The sequence below is a fragment of the Ruegeria sp. BHSA118 genome (assembly GCF_059613405.1).
On the sequence record NZ_JBXWSM010000019.1, the window covers coordinates 1 to 23,002 of the forward strand.

At 53.5% G+C, this 23,002-nt stretch carries 19 protein-coding genes and 4 pseudogenes; 8 read left to right on the top strand and 15 right to left on the bottom strand.

Going from position 1 to position 23,002, the window contains the following annotated elements; all coding sequences use genetic code 11:
- The 5 genes and pseudogenes from AC2FNN_RS08000 to AC2FNN_RS08020 form a co-directional block, all read right to left on the bottom strand.
- Positions 1-209 (bottom strand): annotated as a pseudogene (locus tag AC2FNN_RS08000) (ABC transporter ATP-binding protein); the annotation flags it as partial.
- A complete protein-coding gene (gene nikC / locus AC2FNN_RS08005) occupies positions 206-1,117 on the bottom strand; it encodes a nickel transporter permease (RefSeq protein WP_496757767.1) in 912 nt (303 codons plus the stop codon). The pseudogene AC2FNN_RS08000 and the gene nikC, both read right to left, overlap by 4 nt.
- On the bottom strand, positions 1,114-2,172 hold the full coding sequence (locus tag AC2FNN_RS08010; protein WP_480823137.1) for an ABC transporter permease: 1,059 nt from the start codon (positions 2,170-2,172) through the stop codon (positions 1,114-1,116). The genes nikC and AC2FNN_RS08010 overlap by 4 nt, the downstream gene beginning before the upstream one ends.
- Positions 2,173-3,768, bottom strand: coding sequence for an ABC transporter substrate-binding protein (locus AC2FNN_RS08015; protein WP_496757769.1), 1,596 nt, complete (start codon positions 3,766-3,768; stop codon positions 2,173-2,175).
- Positions 3,769-3,803: 35 nt separating this feature from the next.
- A complete protein-coding gene (locus AC2FNN_RS08020) occupies positions 3,804-4,859 on the bottom strand; it encodes a dipeptidase (RefSeq protein WP_496757770.1) in 1,056 nt (351 codons plus the stop codon).
- A gap of 121 nt (positions 4,860-4,980) precedes the next feature.
- On the opposite strand from AC2FNN_RS08020, the pseudogene AC2FNN_RS08025 reads away from it, so the two are divergent.
- Both AC2FNN_RS08025 and AC2FNN_RS08030 read left to right on the top strand, forming a co-directional pair.
- Positions 4,981-5,172 (top strand): annotated as a pseudogene (locus AC2FNN_RS08025) (helix-turn-helix domain-containing protein); the annotation flags it as partial.
- Positions 5,173-5,253: 81 nt separating this feature from the next.
- Complete coding sequence (locus AC2FNN_RS08030) at positions 5,254-5,892, top strand: LysR substrate-binding domain-containing protein (RefSeq protein WP_496757844.1); 639 nt, start codon at positions 5,254-5,256, stop codon at positions 5,890-5,892.
- A 276-nt stretch (positions 5,893-6,168) separates the two neighbouring features.
- Here the strand turns inward: AC2FNN_RS08030 and AC2FNN_RS08035 are convergent, their stop codons facing one another.
- The 4 genes and pseudogenes from AC2FNN_RS08035 to AC2FNN_RS08050 all read right to left on the bottom strand — a co-directional run bounded on the left by AC2FNN_RS08035 (position 6,169) and on the right by AC2FNN_RS08050 (position 8,834).
- On the bottom strand, positions 6,169-7,554 hold the full coding sequence (locus AC2FNN_RS08035; RefSeq protein WP_496757772.1) for an IS1182 family transposase: 1,386 nt from the start codon (positions 7,552-7,554) through the stop codon (positions 6,169-6,171).
- A gap of 167 nt (positions 7,555-7,721) precedes the next feature.
- Positions 7,722-7,838 (bottom strand): annotated as a pseudogene (locus AC2FNN_RS08040) (IS6 family transposase); the annotation flags it as partial.
- A gap of 81 nt (positions 7,839-7,919) precedes the next feature.
- Entirely contained in the window at positions 7,920-8,327 is a 408-nt protein-coding gene (locus AC2FNN_RS08045; RefSeq protein ID WP_496757774.1) for a universal stress protein, read from the bottom strand.
- A gap of 57 nt (positions 8,328-8,384) precedes the next feature.
- A complete protein-coding gene (locus AC2FNN_RS08050) occupies positions 8,385-8,834 on the bottom strand; it encodes a phasin family protein (protein WP_496757775.1) in 450 nt (149 codons plus the stop codon).
- Positions 8,835-9,034: 200 nt separating this feature from the next.
- Here AC2FNN_RS08050 and AC2FNN_RS08055 point away from each other — a divergent pair, with 200 nt between their 5' ends.
- Positions 9,035-10,207, top strand: coding sequence for a cation:proton antiporter (locus AC2FNN_RS08055; RefSeq protein WP_496757777.1), 1,173 nt, complete (start codon positions 9,035-9,037; stop codon positions 10,205-10,207).
- Here the strand turns inward: AC2FNN_RS08055 and AC2FNN_RS08060 are convergent, their stop codons facing one another.
- Complete coding sequence (locus AC2FNN_RS08060) at positions 10,208-10,615, bottom strand: c-type cytochrome (protein ID WP_496757778.1); 408 nt, start codon at positions 10,613-10,615, stop codon at positions 10,208-10,210. It abuts the gene before it with no gap.
- A 755-nt stretch (positions 10,616-11,370) separates the two neighbouring features.
- Here AC2FNN_RS08060 and AC2FNN_RS08065 point away from each other — a divergent pair.
- On the top strand, positions 11,371-12,591 hold the full coding sequence (locus AC2FNN_RS08065; protein ID WP_496757779.1) for an APC family permease: 1,221 nt from the start codon (positions 11,371-11,373) through the stop codon (positions 12,589-12,591).
- A 43-nt stretch (positions 12,592-12,634) separates the two neighbouring features.
- The gene (locus tag AC2FNN_RS08070; protein WP_496757780.1) at positions 12,635-14,251 is read left to right on the top strand and encodes an MFS transporter; all 1,617 of its coding nucleotides are present in this window, start codon (positions 12,635-12,637) and stop codon (positions 14,249-14,251) included.
- Here AC2FNN_RS08070 and AC2FNN_RS08075 read toward each other — a convergent pair whose 3' ends face one another.
- Both AC2FNN_RS08075 and AC2FNN_RS08080 read right to left on the bottom strand, forming a co-directional pair.
- Positions 14,252-15,742, bottom strand: coding sequence for a trypsin-like peptidase domain-containing protein (locus AC2FNN_RS08075; RefSeq protein WP_496757781.1), 1,491 nt, complete (start codon positions 15,740-15,742; stop codon positions 14,252-14,254). It lies immediately after the preceding gene.
- 321 nt (positions 15,743-16,063) lie between these two features.
- Entirely contained in the window at positions 16,064-16,567 is a 504-nt protein-coding gene (locus AC2FNN_RS08080) for an Hsp20/alpha crystallin family protein (protein ID WP_496757782.1), read from the bottom strand.
- Between the two features lie 278 nt (positions 16,568-16,845).
- On the opposite strand from AC2FNN_RS08080, the gene AC2FNN_RS08085 reads away from it, so the two are divergent.
- Positions 16,846-18,150, top strand: a complete 1,305-nt coding sequence (locus AC2FNN_RS08085) for a ferredoxin reductase family protein (RefSeq protein WP_496757783.1) — start codon at positions 16,846-16,848, stop codon at positions 18,148-18,150.
- A gap of 337 nt (positions 18,151-18,487) precedes the next feature.
- On the top strand, positions 18,488-19,051 hold the full coding sequence (locus tag AC2FNN_RS08090; protein ID WP_496757784.1) for a flavodoxin domain-containing protein: 564 nt from the start codon (positions 18,488-18,490) through the stop codon (positions 19,049-19,051).
- Between the two features lie 76 nt (positions 19,052-19,127).
- Here AC2FNN_RS08090 and AC2FNN_RS08095 read toward each other — a convergent pair whose 3' ends face one another.
- The 3 genes and pseudogenes from AC2FNN_RS08095 to AC2FNN_RS08105 all read right to left on the bottom strand — a co-directional run.
- Positions 19,128-19,973 carry a universal stress protein gene (locus AC2FNN_RS08095; RefSeq protein ID WP_496757786.1) on the bottom strand — a complete coding sequence of 282 codons (846 nt, stop codon included), beginning with the start codon at positions 19,971-19,973 and terminating at the stop codon, positions 19,128-19,130.
- A gap of 88 nt (positions 19,974-20,061) precedes the next feature.
- The gene (locus AC2FNN_RS08100; RefSeq protein WP_496757787.1) at positions 20,062-20,439 is read right to left on the bottom strand and encodes a SnoaL-like domain-containing protein; all 378 of its coding nucleotides are present in this window, start codon (positions 20,437-20,439) and stop codon (positions 20,062-20,064) included.
- Positions 20,440-20,571: 132 nt separating this feature from the next.
- Positions 20,572-20,749: pseudogene (locus tag AC2FNN_RS08105) on the bottom strand (IS6 family transposase); the annotation flags it as partial.
- A 321-nt stretch (positions 20,750-21,070) separates the two neighbouring features.
- Here AC2FNN_RS08105 and AC2FNN_RS08110 point away from each other — a divergent pair.
- The gene (locus AC2FNN_RS08110) at positions 21,071-22,492 is read left to right on the top strand and encodes an MFS transporter (protein WP_496757789.1); all 1,422 of its coding nucleotides are present in this window, start codon (positions 21,071-21,073) and stop codon (positions 22,490-22,492) included.
- Positions 22,493-23,002 lie beyond the last annotated feature (510 nt).

Consider the following 23,002-nt stretch of genomic DNA (forward strand, 5'->3'; position numbering starts at 1 on the left):
TCCAGATTGATGTGGCTGGCTTCGACGATACCCGGCTTACGGATCAGCCGCAGAATGGCCCGCCCTGTCATCGACTTGCCAGACCCACTTTCGCCGACGATCCCCAGTCGTTCCCGCCCCAACGAGAACGAGACACCGCGTACCGCGTCAAACACGCCTTGACGGGTTGGGAAGCGAACCCACAGGTCTTCGATGTCAAGTAAGTTCATTGCCCACCGTCCTTCGGGTCAAGCGCGTCCCTCAACCCGTCTCCCAACAGGTTGAAAGCCAGTGAAACCGTAAAAATTGCAAGCCCAGGCACCGTGGCAACCCACCAGTGATCAAGGATGAACCTGCGGCCCTCAGAAATCATCGCGCCCCATTCCGGGCTTGGAGGTTGCGCCCCCAGGCCCAAGAAACCGAGCCCTGCCGCAGCCAGAATGATCCCGGCCATGTCCAGAGTGACACGCACGATCAGAGACGAGATACAAAGTGGCCAGATGTGCCGGGTGATGATCCGCAGTGGCCCGGCCCCCTGAAGCCGGATCGCGTTGATATAGTCGGTCGACCGGATCGTGAGTGTTTCCGCCCGCGCCATTCGCGCGTAAGGCGGCCAGGCTGTCAGCGAGATCGCCAGAACTGCGTTCTCGATCCCTGCTCCGAGCGCTGCAACAAAAGCCAAAGCCAGAACAAGTCGCGGAAAGGCGAGGAAGATATCGGTGATGCGCATGAGGATCACATCCGTCCATCCCCCCACATATCCAGCGACGGTTCCGACCAAAAGGCCCACGACCGGAGCGATGAGCGCCACCAGCGCCACAATGTACAGCGTTATCCGCGCGCCATAGATCAGGCGCGACAGAATATCCCGCCCCAGACTATCGGTTCCCAGCAAGTGTCCTTCGGATCCGATAGGAAGCAGTCGGCTGGACAGATCCTGAACAAAGGGATCTTGCGGCGCGATAATAGGTGCAAAAACCGCAGTCAGCACGAGGATAACTAGGATCGCCAACCCAACCATTGCCATCGAGTTTGATCGCAGTGTCAACCAGCCTTTGTATAAACTGGCCAGTCTGGCATGGCGTCGGGATGTGGGTTCGTCGGTCAACAGCCACTGACGCAAAGTCATGTCGCTCATTTCGACCTCGGATCAAAGAAACGGTAGAGAAGGTCGGAGAATATGTTCAGGCAGATAAAGATCAGCCCAACCACGACTGTTCCTCCGAGGACGGCATTCATGTCGGCGCTCAACAAAGCGGTTGTGATATAGCTGCCGATCCCCGGCCAGCTAAAGATGATCTCGGTCAGAACAGAGCCTTCAAGCAAGTTGGCGTAGCTCAGTGCGATGACTGTAATGAGCTGTACGCGAATATTCTTGAATGCGTGGCGCCAGATCACCTGCCGCTCTGACAGGCCCTTGACGCGGGCGGTTATGACATATTCCGCTGACAGCTGTTCCAGCATGAAGGATCGCGTCATCCGGCTGATGTAAGCCAGCGAGTAGTACCCCAGCAAAGCAGCGGGCAGGACGATGTGAGACAATGCATTGCGGAAGACATCCCAATCCTGAGCGATAGCGCTGTCCACCAAGATGAGCCCCGTTCGCGTTGGAACCAGATCCTCATAGAAGATGTCCAGGCGACCCGGGCCACCGACCCAGCCTAGTATTCCGTAGAAGACCAGCAGCCCCATGAGCCCCAGCCAGAAGATTGGCATTGAGTAGCCAACAAGCGCGACCACGCGGGCAATCTGATCAATCCAGGACCCCCGCTTCACGGCAGCAATCACACCCAACGGAACACCCAGAAAGATGCCAATCATCACACCCAATGTCGCCAATTCCAGTGTGGCGGGGAAAACACGTGCGATGTCTTCGGATACAGGGCGCGCATTCAGTAACGAGTCGCCAAAGTCTCCGTGCAGGACGTCCCAAAGATAGTACCCGAATTGTACCAACAGTGGCTTATCCAAGCCAAGCTGTTGGTAGACCGCATCATAAGTCGATTGCGAGGCGCGCTCACCTACGATCGCCAGCACCGGATCGATCGGCATGACGCGGCCAATGATGAAGGTCACGAACAGCAGACCCAGCATCGTGATTGCAATGGTGCCAAGAGTTTTCAGGATGCTCTTGATCCAATGGATAAGAGGCGCCGAGCGGCGCCCCTCAGATGGTCTTTCGGCCAGTGCCATTTACTTGGTCACCTGCCAATACGACGCCGATGTGATCGCCTGACCGGTCGAGAAATCCGTCACGTTCTCACGCAATGCCGATTGTTCGATTTGCTGGAACATAACGACGAATGGTGACGTGTCGCGGAACTCAGCCTGTATCTCCTTGTACATATCCGCACGTTTCACTGTGTCGTTCTCAACCACAGCCGCATCTGTTTTTTGGGTCAGACCGCCGGTATCCCACGAATTCCGCCACGCCAACAGACCAGTTGCATTGGCCGCGTCCGAGTTGTCAGGATTATAGGCAAATGTCCCCGCGTTGGTTTGTGGATCAGGATAGTCCGGACCCCATGCGCCAAGATAGACGTCGAGCTCCCGTGCACGATACCGCGCCAGAATTTGTTTGGCAGTACCGACGGTGATGTTCATCGTGATGCCAACCTGACCCAGTGCATTTTGAAGTGACTGAGCGATCTCAATACGTTCCTGCGCTTCGCGTACGCCAACTTCGATCTCAAGCCCACTTACACCGGCTTCATCCAGCAGCGCTTTGGCTTTTTCAACATCGAAGCTGAACGGATTCTCGTCCGATGCTCCCAGATAGGTTTGCGGCAGGAAATTCTGATGGATTGTGTACTGACCCTTCAGGAAGCTGTCGCGCATCCCTTCATAGTCGATCAGGTATTTGAATGCCTGACGAACCTGAGGTTTGCTGAGCTCGGGGTGCTTCTGATTCAGCGAGACATACATCAGACGGCCTTTAAGTTCGTCTGCAATCTTAACACCAGCGACCGAGGACACCCCTGCCACGTCTTCGGGGTTCAGGTTGCGGGCAACGTCGATATCCCCACGTTCGAGCAGTAGGCGCTGGCTGGCGCTTTCCTGAACGTGGCGGACAACAACACGCTCCATCGCCGGGGCACCCAGATAGAAATCAGGGTTGGACTTTAATGTTACGCTTTCATTGGGCTTCCAGCTCACCAAGCTATAGGCACCGGAGCCCGCCGTGTTGGTCTTGAGCCACTCGTTGCCCAGATCACCATCTTTGTCGTGTTCCATCACCGTCTTCTTGTCGACGATGCCACCGATGGTCGCGGTCAGACAGTTCAGAACAAAGGATGTCGCGTAGGGCTTGTCGGTTGTGATCGTCAGAGTGTTGCCATCTGCAACAATCGTTTGTTCGACATTTTCCGGAGTGAACCCAAACTGGGTAAGGATAAAGGCCGGAGTCTTATTCAGAATGATCGCGCGACGCAGTGAAAACTGAACATCTTCGGCGGTCACCGGATTGCCTGAATGAAAGGTCAGACCTTCCCTGATTTTGAAGGTGATCGATTTGCCGTCTTCCGAAACATCCCAGCTTTCCGCAACATCCGGCTGATATCCTGCATCCAGATCCAGAGGGTCAAAATTGACAAGCTTCTGGTAGACATTGCGGCTGACATCCGACCCGGCAAATTCAAAGCTTTCGGCAGGGTCCAGTGTTGTGATGTCGTCAATACGATGTGCGATCACCAGCATGTTTGGCGGCGTTTCCGCCATTGCGGAAGTCGAGGTCACTGCCAGCGCCAATCCCAACGCCGCACCGGTAAGTAATCTATTAAATGCGTTCATTTTGTCCTCTCTGTCATCAAGTCATTCATTAACGGTTACGATCCCCAGGTCTTCTCGAGTACACGTAACCAGTTTTCATGGCAGAGCTTCTTGATGAGCTCTTCGCCGTATCCATGGGTTTCCATGGCATCTCTCAATCGGGGTAGCATCGAGACGTCGGTCACATCTTCAGGCACCACTGCCCCGTCATAGTCGGAACCAAGCCCAACCCGATCTTCACCCAAAATACCGATCAGATGATCAAGGTGCTTCAGGACCTGTGTAAGCGGCACGTCGGACAGCATCCGACCGTCTTCGCGCAGAAATGCTGCGGCAAAATTCAACCCGACCATCCCGTCGCTTTCCGCAATCGTGCGAAGCTGGTCATCCGTCAGATTCCGCGCGTGCGGGCAGATGGCATGGGCATTTGAATGAGTCGCAACCAGAGGTGCATCTGAATATCGCGCCACGTCCCAAAACCCTTTTTCATTGAGGTGGGACAAATCCAGCATGATGCCAAGCGCATTGCAGCGCTGCACCAGCCGTAGTCCGTGATCTGTCAATCCCTGGCCAATATCCGGTCCTGACGGATACCTGAACGGCACCCCGTGGCCAAATATGTTTGGCCTGCTCCAAACCGGCCCCAGCGATCGCAAGCCTGCGGCATAAAAAACGTCGAGGGAATGCAAATCAGCATCGATCGCTTCGGCGCCTTCGATGTGGAAAATGGCGGCTATCTGATCTTGCGCCAAGCAGGCCCGGATATCCGAGGTTGACCTGACCACCTTCAAAGCGCCCAACCGTTCCAGTTCAAGCAAAGTGGCAATCTGGCTCAGGGCGGCAGGCAGGGCGTCTTCTGCGTCTATCTGATCCGGAAGCGGCAGATCATAGCTTGGTCGAACCATTTCCTCCATCTTTGCGTCGGCATCCATGGGCGAAGGAACCCAGACCGCAAAGAAACCGCCGCCAAACCCACCCTCTTGGGATTTAACTAGATCAACCGCGCCATCGAGCCCGGTAAGGAAGCGAGAAGCTTCAGACAGACCACCTGACGAAGACAATTTTGACAAAACGTCGTTGTGACCGTCAAAGATAAGAGGAGAAGTATTCAACCTCGCATCACCCGATTAAGTATCGTTTCGACACAAGCTAGCAGACGCTATCATCATAATTGCAAAAAAAATCGATGAGTTTTACTCATAGAGCTAGTCGGAATCATGCGGGTACCGGGGAATGAAGAAACCGCGTAATTGGCATTCGCTGCCCGAGTATCAGGCGCTGCGCGCACTCATGCAATCTGGCACAACCGCGTCGGCCGCCCGACAACTTGGTTTGTCTCAGTCTGCTGTAAGCAGGTCAGTCAGCAACCTGGAAGCTCGACTGGGCAGAACACTGTTCGAGCGGGACGCAGGCAGGTTGCGACCCACACAGGAGGCCGTAAGGCTCAATATGCGCCTGGATCCCCTTTTCGAGGCATTGGACAGGATCGATGGCCCCGGAGAAACCGTGCAGGAAACACTACGTCTCGTGGCCCCGCCCAGCTATGCACATCGATACATCGTATCCCTTATCGCCAGCTTCATTCGCGGAAACCCCGGTTTTATTGTCAATCTGGAAGTAACAACGTCGGATATGGTTACTCTGGGTGTACTTGAGAACCGCTTTGATTTGGCAGTCACCGGGATTGAACAAAGCCGCGCTGGCATCAAACTTATTCCATTTCGTGAATCACCAGCGGTTTGTGTCATGCGCCCTGAACATCCGCTTTCAAAACGCGCAACGCTTGCACCATCCAACCTGCATGAACAGGAACTGATTGCCCTGACATATCGGCATGGGCGGCGCGGACAACTTGACCGGTTGCTTCATCAGGTTCGCGCCGAACCGAGGATCGTTGCCGAAGTCTCCACCTCTTTCGCCGCTGCTGACATGGCACGTGAAGGGTTGGGGTTGGCCGTTATCAATCCCTTTCCAGTGTACCATTACCGATCTCCCGATCTGGCATTTGTCCGATTTGAGTCTCCGATGCGGTATCGCAGTCACTTTGTGGTTTCAGATCAAAAACCAGTCCCAAGGATCGCACGGGCTTTCATGCGTCATCTTCGACTAAATACTCCTCCTGACCCATTCTCTGACCCGAGCTAATTTCATTCTTTTGAGCGTTAAGCTGTAACGACGAAATGCGCTAACACTCCAACGGAACTAGCATGTGGAGAAGATGGCCTCAACGCAGATAGTTCACCAGCGATAGCCTTCTTCACCATGTATGTCGATCCAGCATTTTGAATGACCGGTATTCATTGTTTCCGCAAATCAGTTCGCACCTGCAGTGAAAGTCCGCTATGAGCTGATTCTGTTGAAAAACAACGTGTTTCTGACGCAGAAAGTGGTGCTTTGAACAGAGCGCGAGTGCCTTTCCATTCAGGCTTTGCGCATTTGCTGCGGTGCAGGGAATATCTTGGCCAGTTTGCGGAGGTTTTGGGCTGTGGCGGCGAGGAGAAATTCGTCATTGGCACCACATGGTCCGCGTAATCGGAGCCGTCCCAGACCGAGGATGCGCTTGAGGTGGGCAAAGAGCATCTCGACCTTCTTCCTGAGTTTCATCGAGATCTCGTATTGCTTGGTCTTGGCGATGTCGCGTGCGACCTGACGGGCGTCTTCGTGCTCCTCACGGGTGATCTTGCGAGCTTCGGTGTTTGGACAGCATTTGGCTTTGGATGGACAGATCTGACAGACCTCTTTCAAGGCGCGATAACGTGCAGTGCCCTTGCCAGTCGGCCCCCTGTTCGGGTCTGAGTAGTTACGGCGGAACTGCTTCAGGGCGTGACCTTCTGGACAGACATATTGATCGTTTTCTGCGTCCCACTCAAAGTCGGCGCGGGTCCAGGTGCCATCGTTGCGGCCGGACTTATCGAAGACCGGGATATGTGGTGCGATCTTGCGGTCGACAAGCCAACCCAAGAGCGGCCCGGTGCCATAGGCGGTGTCAGCGATCAGGCGCTCCGGATGTAGATCGAACTTCGCTTTCACACGGTCCAGCATCGTCCTGGTCGATCCGACCTCTGCCTGCCGGATTGATCTGGTGCCTTCCACGTCGACTATAACCCCGTGATCCGTGTCGATCAGGTAATTGTCGGAATAGCTGAAGAAAGCAGGCCCTTTACGCGCTGCCGTCCATTGGCTGGCAGGGTCAGAATGAGAAGTAAACTTGGGCTGCACCTCGCTCGCAGCTCCGAAAGCCGCCTCATCCAGGGTGTCGAGATATTCGCGGACCGCACGGGGCGCATCTTCTGGATCGATGGTTGATGCATCCCATTCTTCCTTTGGCGTTGAGTTTTGTTTGTTTGCATCGGCTTCGATCAAGCTGGCATCGATTGCCATGCGCTGACCGCTGACTAGACCTTCATCGATGCACCGCGCGACAGTCGTCTCGAAAAGGTGGCGCAGCAGTTCGCTCGCGCGGAAGCGTCTATGCCGGTTCTTGGAGAACGTCGAGTGATCCGGGATACGGTCATTCAGATCGAGGCGGCAAAACCATCGATATGCCAGGTTCAGATGCACCTCTTTGCACAGCCGTCGCTCAGAGCGGATGCCGAAGCAATAGCCGACCAGCAGCATCCGGATCAGCAGCTCAGGATCGACCGATGGACGACCGGTGTGGCTGTAAAAATCCGCGAGATGCGCTCGAATGCTGCTCAGATCGACAAAGCGATCAATAGATCGAAGTAAGTGATCTTGGGGAACGTGGTTCTCCAATGAGAACTCATAGAACAGCGACGATTGCGCTTCCTGCCTCGGTCCCAACATCGCTCAATCCTCCCACCCATTGGAACAATTGAATCAGCAGTTCATGCACCGATCAAGGAAGAGTTTTTCAACAAAATATCCGCAACTCGGACGTTCGCTGCAACTTGCTGAAACGTCTACGTTGCGGACGAAGTGTGGATTCGCGGTGCTTGCACCAATTGCAGTTTGATGTGCTTTGCTGACGTCAGAATGAGCGTGAAACGGATGTACAACATCACCGCAAGGCGGATGATTTCGAGACTGGTTTTAAAGTACTTGAAAGAGGCAGGTCTGCTAATGAGCAAAAGATACGCAACCGCCCCGCAGCACTCTACCCAAGTTCTTCTGACAAGACCCCATAGAGATCTCGCATCGCTAGCTTTGGATCACCGAATTACGTGAACCGAACACTTGGCATGATGCACGACTCTGTTCGCAGTGGAACCTAGAAATATGTCCTCGAATCCGGGCTTATGCGAAGCTAAGACGATGCAATCGGCGTCGCTCTGGTTTGCGAAGTCGACAATTGCCCTACCCGCATGCCCGGAGATGAGGTGTACCTTCGCGTCTGAAATTTCAGAGGCAGTGTTATGCAGGTTCTCCAATATCTCATGCCGCGTATGTGCAAGCACTTCACTTGGAATCTGAGAACCCACATATGCCGGAATAGGTTCTTGGACGTGCACAACGGTGAAAACAGCGTCGGCATCAGCCAATTGGCGCGCAGCCTTAAACGACGCTTGAGTGTCGTGTTCTTTGTCCAGAGCAACCGGGATCAGGATGTTCTTGTACATTTGACCTCCTATCTACTGCTCCGATGATTTCAGTTTGGTTTTTCGGCGGCACGAACCCTAAACAGGCTCGGACTTTGAAGAATTCCCCGCGCTCTTTGTAGCGGCTGCAACGTCATCAACTGTTTTCTCAACAGCTTCAGCTTCGGTTTCAGCGACATAGGATGCACAACGAGACACGGTTTCGAACCATTCCTGCGCGTCAGCAACCAACCGCTCCGCCGAATGGCGCTGCCATTCCGTCATACTCTGAAGGGCTTTCGATGGATCGGACGGGTTCGCAGACGACACTTTGCGTGCAGCTTGTAGAGCCGTCCGCACCGCCTCATGACGCCGTTCGAACCAATGCTGCGCAAAGGCCTCGGTTTCTTCGAGCAATTTCTCTTGCGCGTCCCAAAATTGTTCGATCTGGGCACCGAAGGCTGGATTGCCAGACATGGGCGGCTGCATTTGCTTGAAAACATCCACAAGTGAGGTCGGGCTATTTGTGCTAGATTTCTTTGTCGGCATCAAAAGTTCCTCCTCATTTCCTGAATGAACTATTGTGCCACCTGCGGCGCGCTTTCGCCTTAATACAGATCAATATCCCCCATTTTTAGGATCTTCGGCTTAGGCTGCGACGGGACATTGGCATTCTCTCCGACATCGGTTCCAAGATGGCAGGGTTGGAGTTAAAGTAGTTTAGACAAGAACTTAACGCTTGGATCTCTATGCACACTGCCGGCTTTCTGATTACCCTAGGTGTCCTCTTCCTTGCCGGATTGGCGGCCGACCAACTTGGCCGGGTCACGCATCTTCCTCGTGTTACAACCTTACTTTTCCTCGGTCTAATCGCCGGGAACGCCGGAATGGGGTTGATCCCACTCGACGTTGCAATGTGGTTCGACGAGATTTCCATTGTGGCTTTAACGATGGTCGCGTTTATTCTTGGAGGGTCTTTAACCCGCGAGAACCTGGTTCGGCATGGCAGTGCCATTCTGACGATTTCGATTTCAATCGTGGTTGCAACCCTTGTTATCGTGTCTGCTGGATTGACCGCAATCGGCGTACCTTTCGGGTTGGCATTGGTGCTGGCAGCAATTGCTACGGCTACGGCTCCGGCCGCCATGACAGACGTGATCAAGCAATCTGGGGTGTCCAACAGCTTCACCGAGACATTAAAGGGCGTCGTCGCAATTGATGACGCTTGGGGTCTGATCGTTTTCAGCATCTCCTTGGTTCTGGCCGGTCATTCGGATGGTTGGGCCACCGTCACGACCACAGCGATGTGGGATTTCGGAGGGGCTATTTTGTTGGGTTCCGCGCTAGGCGTGCCATCCGCTTACCTCACAGGTCGCTTGAAGCCGGGAGAGCCAATGCAAGCCGAAGCGGTGGGAATCGTCTTTCTGACAGCAGGCCTTTCGTTGTGGCTAGAAGTTTCGTTCCTTGTCGCAGGCATGGTTGCGGGCGCAGTGATCGGAAATCTTGCCCGCCATCATGACCGTGCTTTTCATGAGATCGAGCACATTCAGTGGCCGTTCATGATTTTGTTCTTCCTACTGGCTGGCGCCACGTTGGAAATTGAAGCCTTCGGCTTGATGGGCTGGGCTGGTGCTCTTTTCCTATTTTTGCGCGCTGTCGCCCGCCTCGTCGGGGGTTATTGCGGAGCGAGACTTGGCGGCCTGCCTAGCCGTCAGACCGGCTGGTACGGTCCAGCTTTGTTACCACAGGCCGGTGTCGCGGTAGGAATGGCCCTCGTCGCCGGAGAGCAATTTCCACATTGGGCCGCGTCGATCATGGCCTTTACTCTAGCCAGTGCTTTGGCCTTCGAGGTGTTGGGGCCGCCGTTGACTCTCATGTCAATCAGACGAACGGCCGACACAGATGAGCAGATTGGTCAGTAACTATTCAGACTGGATCGCTTCAAGAAAGGCGAGCAAATTCGCCAACGGCAGGCCTACCATCATAGGTTGCCCATTAGGCAGAGCCACCGCGATTTGTTGGTCTGTCTCAAACACCGCGCCAAAGATTGGCATTTCGCCCCCATGGGCGAGCAATTGTGAACGACCGTCAATCTGTTCAGCTATAAGATCTATCGGAAACACACCGCCGTTCTCGCCCGCCAATTTGGTAAGGTCAGGTGTTCGAATAGCCAGCATTTCCGCCATTGGCCCGTCTCCGGTTGCTTCGAAACCGTGACATTGCCAGCAATATGTCCGGTACAAATCACTTCCCTCATCAACGCTGACCTCCTGCGCTAGTACGGGCCCCGTGACGAACAGTGCCAGTAAAATCCCTCGAAAAATCTGCATATGCTCCTCCAATTTGCTGCCCCGGAAGAAGATCTAATTATAAGGCATCCTTAAGAAAGCACTTTGACCTTGCTCATTTTGGACGCTCCTGTACGAGGATTGGCGTTTCAGTCGAATAGCGTTTGGTGTACGCGCCTAATTTATTCCTGCCGGCCTACAACTACGCCACCTCATCGTTGACCTCACCACCCTTGCGCGCAGACGGTTCTCCTTCCAATATGTTCATATGCCTGAGAATTCGCCAGGGGTGATAAGGCACGCGATGCAACCATCTGAGCGCATCCATCCGAGCCCAAGTCTGGTAACAGGTTCCAGAGCATCACGAATTGCTTTCCACCCTAAATCTCACACCGCCTGACATGTTTGCTTTGTCTTTAAGTCCAACGACAAACGACAGTTGGTTTGCGTTCAGCCTGGCAGACCCGACGTAGCGAGTTGATTGACATAGATCAAAGCACCAACATGAATTACATAGTGAAATTAGAATGTTTCAACATATTCTACATTCACCGTCCTGTCCCCAAGTAAACACAAAGGTGAATGGAATTTTGAAGGAGTGGAAGTTCCACCCACGGGGGCTCGGCAGGAGTGATGGCGAGCCCCCAGTTAGTTGATTGGCACCCAATGTGCCCAGGTTGAGACACACGGCATTCGGTGCAGCTTTGACCATAGGATCAAGCCACTGCGCCAATCGAGAAAAAATGAGAAGGACGCCACTGACGACGTTCGGAGTGGGCAGTTGGCGGAAATCACTTATGAACTCTGTTGATCCAAACGAACAGAAACTCAGGCGGGCCCTTACTACCCCGTTGCTCACGCTTTATGGCCTTGGGGTAACGGTCGGAGCGGGCATTTATGTTTTAGTCGGCGCGACAGCAGACATTGCTGGACCGTTTGCAGCGTTTTCGTTCGTTGTGGCCGCAATTGTCGTATCACTCACCGCGCTTTCGTATGCAGAACTCGCAACACGATTCCCCGTCAGCGCAGGTGAAGCAGCCTATGTTGAGGCGGGATTCCAGAAAAACTGGATGGCGGTTTTCGTCGGCCTCGCGGTCGCAGCTTCAGGGGTTATCTCTGCCTCTGCAGTTGCAATTGGAGCAGCTTCATACCTGCACGCTTTAACCGGTTTTGCGATCCCTTTTTTGACCATCATCGTCGTTTTGATCATGGGTCTAATCGCGCTCTGGGGGATCACTGAGTCGGTCTTTTTTGCGGCTGTCATTACGATCATCGAGATCGCAGGCCTTCTCTTTGTGATTGGCTGGGGTATGTCGATTCAGGATCCGCAGGGATACGAGATCAGTTTGATGCTTCCCCCGCTTGAACTCGACGCGTGGAGAGGCATTTTCGCGGCATCACTCCTCGCCTTCTTTGCGTTTGTAGGCTTCGAGGACATGGCCAATGTCGCAGAAGAGGTCAAAGACCCCGTCCGCACAATCCCAAAAGCGATTTTGCTAACGCTCGTTCTGGCGACTGTATTGTATCTGGGAATCTCAATGACAGTTCTGCTTGTTGTTCCGATCAATGTTCTTTCGACGTCCGCAGCACCCCTCGCGCTTGTGTTTTCAAACGCGCCCGAGGTGATCAAACAGGGCTTTTCCGCGGTCGCGATTGTGGCGACAGTCAATGGAGTACTGATCCAAATGATCATGGCCTCGCGGGTGATCTACGGGCTTGCTGACCGTGACCATTTGCCGAAAGTTCTGGCAATAGTGCCTAAAGCAACACAGACACCAGTTGTCGCTACATTGCTGGTCGTGGCGATCATCGTTCTGCTGACTCAAACTTTACCGATTGGCACTCTGGCAGAGCGCACGTCTCAGATCGTTCTGGGCGTCTTTGTGCTCGTCAACACTTCGCTGATCTTGCTGAAGATGAAGCCGGACGAGGCCGCCAAGCATTTCCGTGTTCCTCTTGTCGTGCCGATCCTTGGGGTGATCACCAGTGCATTGCTTTTCGGATCTGGATTTCTCTAACTAGACACAATGACCCAAAGGCTTCGACTGGCTGCCATGGCAAATGACGACTGACCAAACTTCAATAGGATCAAAACTTTCAGCCTGGTGGCATAGAACGTTTGTAGATCTGGTTCAGCAGCTGCAATGGTCGTATTTACCGCCATTGATGGTCTACTTCGCTGCCGGCGTGTCCGGCCTGACCTCGGTCGTCGGAGCTTTTTTCCTCAAAGACTATCTAGATTTATCCGCCTCTTTCGTTGCAGGACTGGCATTTTGGGCTGGTATCCCGTGGATACTCAAAATGCCGCTTGGCCATGTCGTGGACCTGTTCTGGCGCTGGAAGTCCCTGCTGATCCTGTTTGGCGCATCCCTGATCACGTTGTCATTGCTAACAATGTATGGGCTTGTGACCGCGCCTGCACAGATGTCCAGTTTCATGCCACTGGAAGACTGGTATGTTGTTGCCCTGCTGTTGGCGCCTTCGGGCTATGCCATTCAGGACGTTGTTGCCGACGCCATGACGGTCGAGGCGGTTCCCAAGGTCAACCAGCACGGCCTCCCGTTTACACCTGAAGAAACCCGTGCACAGCACACGACAATGCAGACCTTGGGCAGAGTTGCGATCATTTCCGGGTTTGCGGCGGTTGCGGCTGTAAACATCTGGATTTTCTCTGGAACCGAAAATCTGCAAAAATCCGAACGCCTTGCGCTCTATGGCCAAGTGTACCTGATAGCACTGGTCATACCCGTGTTATCGGTCAGCGGAGTCGTTCTTCACAGCTTGATCCAGCGTCAACGTGTCCAGCGGGGCCACCCGCCCCACACACCGGACGCAGTCACCGAAGTCAAATGGTCCATATTGCTCGGCGGCGTCGCATTCGTGGTGCTCAGCATCGTGCTGGGAACCGCTGATTTCGAATTTGCGCAGGAAACAGTTTTCGCGGTTTCCCTAACGGTAATTCTGTACCTCATGTCGCGCCTGCTCAAAGAGCTGGAACCGGCCCAAGCCAAAGCCTTAATTGGGACAGCGACAATCATTTTTGTTTTCCGTGCCGTTCCTCTGCCGGGACCAGGCCTGACCTGGTTTGAAATCGATGAACTAGAGTTCGATGAGCAATTCTTGGCAATCTTGGCTTTGTTGACTTCGCTGCTGGCGCTGCTGGGGTTAATTGTTCTGCGACCATTCATGGCCAACCGCTCAATTGCGCATGTGGTGATATTGCTGACAATCGCCGCAGGCATACTCGCGCTGCCTAACCTTGCTCTCTACTACGGCATTCATGAATGGACAGCTGAACGTACTGGCGGAATTGTAGACGCAAGATTTATTGCCATTCTCGACACCGCTGTTGAGTCTCCACTCGGACAGATCGCCATGGTCCCGATGTTGGCTTGGATTGCACGCAACGCCCCAACTCATTTGAAAGCGACCTTCTTTGCCGTGATGGCATCGTTTACCAACATGGCATTGTCGGCCAGCAGCCTCAGCACCAAGTACCTCAACCAGACATACGTCGTCACGCGCGCTGTCACCAAGCCCGAAACCGGTGAGGTCACGTCGACTGCGGACTACAGTCAACTTGGTTACTTGCTGATCTCCGTGGCCCTGATCTCAGTGATCGTTCCACTCGCTACAGTGTTCTTCGTTCAAAACTCGCGCTTCCGAACGACCGAATGATCACTGGCTTTCCACCTCTCCTAGCAGAGTTCTGAGATGTGAGACCGGGACGCCGATGTTTGAACCACCAAACTCGGGCAGGATCGCAGCATTGATGGCAACGACCTCGCCCCTCCGATTCAATGCTGGCCCTCCACTCCCACCGGTTGTGGTCTCGGCGTCATAAACGATGGCGCTCCCACTTGTCCGCGCGACGATCCCCCGGCTTGCTAGCGGGTGAATCTTGCTTTGAGCGGAAAGCCGGGACGCAATCGACCAAAAGTTCAACGTTCCTTCTGCCTCCAGTTCCTCTAGAAAGCCCGGACCAGCCTGCGCGATCAAAGCTTTCAAACCCGTTGGATATCCCAACAGATAAAGCTCTTCACCAACGCGCGACGTGGCATCCGCCAACGGAATTCCGAGGTCCTGAACGCGGCTTGCCTCAACTGCCAAAACCGCCAAGTCTGCGGCTTCACTGACCCGGACCAAACGCGCCTCTATTGGTTCAGTCTGACCAGGCAAATAGGCCAGCAGACTCAACATCTCTGGCTCAAGACCCGCGTCTATCAGCGCTTGTTCTCGGTTCCCCGAAGTCCAAGGCAAAGCGACATGGCGGTTGGTGGCCATCAACGGCACCCCAGCGATCAAAAAGCCCGTTCCGGTGAATTGAAATTCTGCAGGTTCGCCTGTCCCGTCCGGTTCGATCAAAGGCTGGCCAAACGGGGTCTTCAGGTTTTCTCCGTTCAGTCCCAACACGTGCCGCAAAATCTTCCCGCTTTCCACGTGGCGCAGCCCATAAGCCCCTTGAATGAACGCGACGGATTGAATCGAGGCAGCGATTACGCGCGTGGGTGCTCCCGCCCGCTGTTCCAAGGTTCCAAGACGTTGTTCAGTCGACAAGACCTGGTTCTCAAAAGCGTCACGCAACGAAGCAAAGTCATCAGGCGTAAGTGCGTCTTCTCGCGTCTGAGCGAGCATTACCGCGACCGCTTCGATCTTGCGGGACTCCTGTTCGAGACTATCCGCCAAGCGCCGGTCGTTTTGGTAAAGCAGGTACCCAAACCCCCCGATCACAAGAAGCGTCGCAAGAACTGTGATCCTGAACAATATCGTGGTTTGAGAGGCAAGCCGCCTCCCACTGTCGCGCAGGGCACCAGACATCTTTTTGGCGAAAGGTCGACGGCTCGTTCGGGTGTAAGCATATGCGTCACTGAGGATATCTTCGACTGTGTGGTGTGAGGGGAATGAGTGATCGCACAACCTGTATCGAGACATAGGGCCCTTTTCGCCAAACTCGATCATGTCGCCATGGTTAAGAGACGCCGATGAGGCTTTTTGTCCGTTTACCCACACATTGCGCCCTGCTGACGCGGTTATCGTATAACCGTCGTCAGCCCATTGCAGGGTGGCAATATCGTTATCATGGGGAGGCAGGTCATCTTTAGGTCGAAGGCTTAGCACCCTGCCATCATCAACAGAAACAGTTAGGGCTTTATCGACAAGCCAGTTCACGTTTCCCCGCGATGGTCCGGTCAGGCTCTCCAGAAAGGCCCGAACCTCACCTTCACCAGCATGTCCTGAGGGTGTCATGCCACTCTCTTCTGGTTTTCGCATTGTGGCCCCCTACCCAAACGCGTGAGGGCATTCTACCACGCTTCAACACCAAACCCATGGTCTGGTACGAATGTGCAAAAAACACTTTTTTACATACACTTGCGATGCCTGCCCGGATTCAACCAAAGACACCAATATTGCCGCAACTCGAAGAAGGCCTATCCACGATCGACCCTCTGCCTTAGCATTCTTTTGCACGGTATCGAGCCACCAGACCATCTATTTCGACGATACCTTGATCTTACGGCTTGGATCCTGAGGCTCAGTCTTCGGCATTTCGATATGCAGAACGCCTTTGTCGAATGTTGCGGAAATCTTGTCGATTTCCACTGTGTCTGGCAGCGACATGGCTCTGGAAAAACTGCCATAGCTTCTTTCGCTGACACGTAGATCGCCCGTTTCATCATGCGCAATCTTCTTCTGACCGCGTAGGATTAGCCTGCGATCCTTGATTTCAATTTCCACATCATCCTCTTCGAGCCCTGGCAATTCAGCCGTCAGGACAATCGCAGAATCCGTTTCTTGGACATCGATTGCCGGTGAAATCGCACCTGTCATGTCAAGAGACGGAAAACCCGTGCGTTGCGCAGCCGTTTCCATCGGTAGGAAGGGTGATCCTCCCCCCAAAAAACGCGACATCAGGGTTTCCATTTCACGTCGAAAGCTGTCGGAGAGCGGATGCGTTCCAGTGAAAAGTTGCGGGGATTTTTTGTCTTCTAGCATTTTTGAGCCTCCTCCTTGGTCTGATTTCGCGCGCGCAACATTATGACAGAAAACACAGTCAAGAACCTTGATCTTGCGCAAGCATGCAACCTCATCCGTCACCAGATCGCTCGCACCGGTTGAGCGAACAGAAACGGGAACCGTCGTCCAACAGACTTGCCAGGTCGTGCTGGAGTTAACACCAATCTCAGTAGTCTTGATCGGAACCTCAGGTCAGCTTAGCGTTTATTCTAAATGAGCCCGAGTTGCCTACCTTTGGCGCAGTGGAGCAAAACCGTATGAAATGGCCTTATCTGGCGCTGATTTACGTTTTGCTGATCTTGGCTCCCTTGGGTTTTTCTTGGTCTCTGGGATGGCCACCGCGTTCATTTCATCAAGAGCTCGCGTCCGGGCTTGGAATGCTTGCGTTTTCAATAATCTTAGTCGAGTTCCTGCTGTCTGGCCGGTTCAGGTTCATCTCTTCCGGTCTGGGTATGGATGTAACCATGCGAGTGCATCAGTTGATGGCGCGTACAGCACTCGGCTTTGCACTGATACACCCGCTTCTGTATCAGGGTACGCCTTCTGGCGGACGCCGCCCGTGGGATGAAACACACCAACTTACGATTTCGACCGACTTTTCAGCTCTGGTATCGGGCATCGGCGCTTATTTTTTACTGTTCATTTTGGTCGCCTCGGCGGTTACCCGTAATTCCCTTGATTACAAGTACGAGACATGGCGCCTCTTGCACGGGCTGGGAGCCTTGGTGATTGCGTCCCTGCTGTTGCACCACACGGTCTATGCTGGGCGCTACGGTGGGCATCCGCTGTTGACGTATCTCTGGCTTGCCCTGACCAGTGTTGCAGTTGGAACTTTGCTTTATGTCTATCTCCTTTGCCCTTTGCGTCACAGGAAAAGGCCGTGGCGAGTCACGTCTGTATCTCGACTAACACCGAAACAATGGGAGTTGCGCCTCAAGCCCCATGGTCACAATGGTCTAACCTTCGAAGCAGGGCAGTTTGCTTGGCTAAATGTCGGCCACAGTGCTTTCTCGCTGCACGAGAACCCATTCTCGATTAGTTCGGCACCAGCCGAAGGCCCCGAAGTTTCATTCGTGATAAAGGAGCTTGGGGATTTCACATGCGGTCTCAGGCAGATCGCTCCGCAAACCCCGGTCTATCTGGATGCCCCACACGGAAATCTGTCGATCAGCCACCGCACTGAGACAGGCATTGTTCTGATCGCAGGTGGTGTCGGGATCGCGCCGATGTTAAGCATTTTGCGTCAGGTAAGGTTGAGCGGAACACAGCACGATCTCAGGCTTATCTATGGCAACCGGGTGGAAGAACAGATTGTTTATCGCCAGGAGTTGTCCAAAGAAAAAACCGTATTTGTCCTATCCGAACCGCCAAAGGATTGGCGAGGCGAAACAGGTTTGATCGACGGTCCCCTGTTGGACCGCAATTTATCTTCCAAGCAATTTGATAGCTGGCTTTTTGTTCTCTGCGGCCCCCCTGCCATGATGGACGCCGTCGAAGATCATCTGATCGCTCGGGGCACCGCGTCACACCGGATTTTGTCTGAAAGGTTTGACTATGATTAGATTGCTCAGAAACCTGCCCGCACGCCAACAAGTGAAGGTCACTGTGTGGTGCATCAGTTTTATAATCCTCGTCGCTGTCTTGGCCTTTTCATTAAGGTAGCAAAACAAGCCATTGGGCCATGGCCAGTTTCAAAAATTGTCCGCCAAAAAGGCTGATTTGATTCGAGATGTAGGTCGCCGCGAACCTCCTTAAAAACATGCTCTGCGTGGACAGAAAAAGCGCACCACAACTCTCCCGATACGCTCCCAAGTAACGCCTTTGATGGAGATCAAGGGCAACGCAGGCAACTTATTCATAATCAGCGATCTATTCAGACCGATTTATGGGAGGATCGGAATGACCGTACTCATCGCCTTCGCTACGGTCGAAGGCCAGACAGAAAAGATTGCGCGTTTCATCAACGATGTCGCGAAGAATGCTGGTTTCAACGCAAAGCTGATCCATACCGACGAAATGACCAGCCACGTTTTGCTTGACGATGTGGTCAAGGTTGTTCTTCTGGCCCCTGTCCACGAGCGTAGGCACCCCAATTCATTTGAGGCATTTATCGCTTCAAATAGAGATGCCTTAATGAAGCGAAAGTCTCTCGTGCTTTCCGTCGGTTTAAAAGCTGCTTTTGCGTCAGGTCGAGAAGAAGCACGCGACTATCTTGACGAAATGCTTCTTCGAACAGGTTTTGAACCAAATGCGACGGCTTTGATCGCAGGCGCGGTGAGGCCCGAAAACTACGGGTATTTTGAGAGGGAGATCCTTAAGCACGTCGTCTTGCTCGGTCGAAAAATCGATCCACGAGAAGGAGTAAGGGAGTTTACTGACTGGGATGAGCTAACGTCAATTGTGATAGATTTCCTTGGCGAAAACGGTCGGGCGAGCACGCTTCAACCTCAAGCAAACTCTTAAAAAAGTCTCTCAAGTATTTACCGATGAACTTTGATTGCTATGACTCCCAGAAAGTCACAGTTATCGGCTCACTTCATCAGTGTCCGAAAAGCACTGGTAAACTTGTCTGCTCCAACATTGCTTGCGTCGTGCCCCCAAAAACTGACTCTCGCAAATGGGAATGCCCATAAGCGCCCATAACAATGAGATCGGCCCCCGCTTCTCTTGCTCGCTCTTGAATGCAATGTGCAACTGAATTTCCCCCGCACTGGAACTGCGACACGGTCACGTTGCAACCGTGATGGCCGAGCCATTCAGCTAGGTCAGATCTATGCACACTACCTTCTACGTCCTCAGGCGACGGCAAATCAAAGCATCCAATTACAACTTCCTTGGCCGCCAGAAGAATGGGTAAAGCTAAATGCGTCGCCCTGGACGCAGGCAAGCTGTCATTCCATGCCAAAAAAACGCAGTCGCGTTGGGCAAACGGATCTCCATTGATCATCAGAGCAACCGGCGAATGAAACAATACTCCGCACGCGATCTTGTGAAATAAGTCGGGATCTCTTCGCAATCCAGCGTCTAGAAAGGCGATATCGGAGCATTTGGCTTGTTCTGCTACAAGTTGCTGTAACTCTGCTCCAAGTCCCATGAAGTCAGTTAAATTTGCAGATACGCCCTGCCCAGCAAGAAGCGTTTCAACTTCAGTGGCGCGAGACTTCAAGGCGGCATTTTTCGCGTGAAGAACGTCCAACCAGTTTGAGGGCAGACCCGCCTCAACGAACCTGTTTGATCCATACTTCAGGTAAGGCAGGTTAGGTAAGGCCGCGATCAATACGCAATTCAAGTGGTCGTTCTGGATATGGGCGGTTTCAGCGCATTCCAAAATCGACGCGTCGTCAGCATCAACTCCTACATAATATGCCACTGTTCTGTGTTGCATTCCCGACCTCCGCCCGGAATTTCACTTCGCCCGAAAGCCGTGCGCATTGATTGAACCAGCAAATAGCCGATGTTGTTATTCGTTCTTCTTACTTCGGCAGCATGAAAAACTCTTCCAGCACAATCTTGCCTTCCGCCACCGAATACACCGCGATCTCGCGCAGGGTCGTACGCTCACCCGTGGCCTTCTGAACGACTTCGGCTCTGAAGCGGACACCAAAGCGGTTGGGTGGGTGGACGTAGGGGCCATCCACTTCTAGTTCTTGGATTTCATGCGATGCCAACCAATCCTCTCTTTTTCCCTTGATGGCTTCTCGCCCCTTTGAAACGCGGAATTGTCGAACCGGAGGCACGACTGCCTCTATCGACTGTGCGTTTTCGGCATACATTTCATCAACACTTGCAAGGCCCCTGCGCTCACGCATGGCCTGGGCGAATGATCTTCCGATTTCGATCAACTCTTCCATGAGCACCCCCTGAATTACCATTGACAGTACCACTTCTTGCCCGCGCCAATCTTGACAAGGATCAATAAGAATATCCATGGATACTGTGAGGCCGGTTCGAACAAGTCTCAGCTAGGCCAACAGAGATGTCGCTTATAACGCGCAAAGTTCGCGCCACTCGGCAAGAGCGGCGGTGTCGTGACAACTTGAAGGTGTCTCGGCTGGGAAGGGATCGCCCCTGGTTGAAGTGATTGGAGACGGAGGAGTGAACGGCGACGATCTTCTGCAAACTTCGCATCCGCCTTAACCGCTGCATCGTATGTCGCGAACGGCTGTTTTGTCAGCGAACTGTGAGTTCAATCTCATCCAGATTTTGCGTCCGCAGCGAATGACCGGTCTGGCGAGCGTAGCGCAGTATCCAGACCAGACGGCCAAGGGCAGCAAAGGGCCGGAAGTCTAAGTCAAAACTCAAAAACAAGGGTCTGGGTCGGTGAACTGTCACGCTTTCAGAGGCTTTCCGAAAGGAACTTGTAACAGACGAAAGCAGATAATGAGTTACCAATAGGATTACGACACACCCTTTTCGATCATGTATTATAGTTACTGTGGACCGACGGATGCGTAGCGCAGAGTTTTCTCGGAGCGGGTTGTATTGGGTGCTGACAAAAATGATCGTTGGTGGCTTCTGGGTGCGATGGGCGCGATCCTCGGGGTTATCTTGTTGGACGAAACAGCGGTCGGCGTCGCGCTTCCAACAATACGGGCGGAGCTGGGTCTTTCAGAGAATTCTGCTCATTGGGTGGTCAACATTTATCTTCTGACACTGGCCTGTTTGGCGGCGGCAACTGGTCGAATTGGGGACATAATCGGAATTCGAGGTCTTCTGACCGCAGGGCTCTTCGTTTTTGGAGTGGCGTCAGTGTTGTCAGGATTTGCTCCAAACGGGCTAACGCTGCTAATAGCGCGTGGCATTCAGGGCGTAGGCGCCGCCGCAATCTTTCCGTTATCTCTGACGTTGATAGCCTTGTCCTTTGATGGCGCTGAGCGCGGCAAAGCCTTGGGTATCTACGGTGCAATCGGAACCTGTTTTTTGGCGGTCGGTCCACTGGTAGGCGGTGCATTGACTTCCGGTCTCTCGTGGCGGTGGATCTTCTGGATCAATCCAGTGGTTGTCACGTGCGTCGCTTTTGTTGTCTGGTGGTTTTGGCGCGATCCTCCGAGAAAACTTAAAGAGCGTTTCGATTTGACAGGTATGGTGCTGTTAGTATTCGGGCTCTCGCTTTTGGTCTATGGAATAATGCAGGGACCTGATGTCGGTTGGAAACAAGACAACGTGCTTGCCGCCCTAGTCATTGGCGTTCTTGCGCTTGCGGTTTTCGTCTTTGCTGAGAACCGGCGAAAGGATCCGCTTATCGCGGTCTCTCTTTTTCGAAACCCGACCTTTACCGCCTCTAATCTGATTGTCGGAACGGCACAGTACGCAAAGATTGCTACCTTCGTCTTTGGATCTATGTACCTGCAAACGGTTGAAGGCTGGGGTCCGTTTAGGTCCGGGTTGGCCTTGCTGCCCGCCGTTGTACCCACAATCTTTCTTGCGCCAATCGCCGGTAAATTATCTGATGAGCGCGGAACCCGCTGGCCTGCTCTTGTCGGTCTGGTGTCCATCACCGGAGGCCTCAGCCTGATTGCGGTTGGAATGATGCTGAAATCAACGATAGTTATTTTCCTTGGGTTTGTATTTTTTGGTTCCGCCGTCTCGCTGATGTTTGTTCCGTCTCAGCGCGCAGTCACGATGTCGGCCCCTCCCCATATGCAGGGACAGGCGGGCGGGATTGTACTTTCAACCCAATTGATTGGCGGAACCGTCGGCATGGCGTTGTGCAGCACTATGCTGGCCGTGACGTCGTTATTTGCAACAGTATTCTGGCTGGCTGCCTTCGTGTCTCTGATGGTCCTCATTTACTCCTACTTCGCGATTGATACGCACGAACCAGGAAAACAGGATGCTCACGGACCAACTCAGAAGCAGACGAGATCGTTGCCGCCACCGCGAAAGCGGTCGGCGCAGTATTAGATTAGTCGTTACCGCCCTTCTTGTTTGTGCGGACAGCGATCCATGGATCAGATACTGCAGTGCGTCCGAGGTCTGGAATGAGCCCCGAAGTGCCTGATGCAGCGGGCTGACAGCGCCAGTTCGATTCATCGATGAAAAAGCTTCCTGCAGTGTAAGTTGAATTTGCGCCAAGCGATAACTTTCTGAATCTCTTCTCATAATCACTCACTCGACCAAACACTGCTTTGCTGGGCGACCAAGGTCACCGATCCTTGCCACTCCGTCAAGGCGTACGCCCAAAAGCGGCCATTGGCGCAACCGAAGCGAACGGCAGCAAAGTCCCGGACTGTGAGTTCGACTCGGCCCTGTTCTTGTGGTCGCAGCGAAAGTCCGGTCTGACGGGCCGCGCCGCAACGGAATTTGGGCACGGCCAATGTCCGATACGGGCCGAAAAGCCACCAGTGCTGTCCATGGGAGTGCTCTTTCGGGGGAAACTCTACTCGGACATTGGTAATGTGTCTTCGCTTCCCA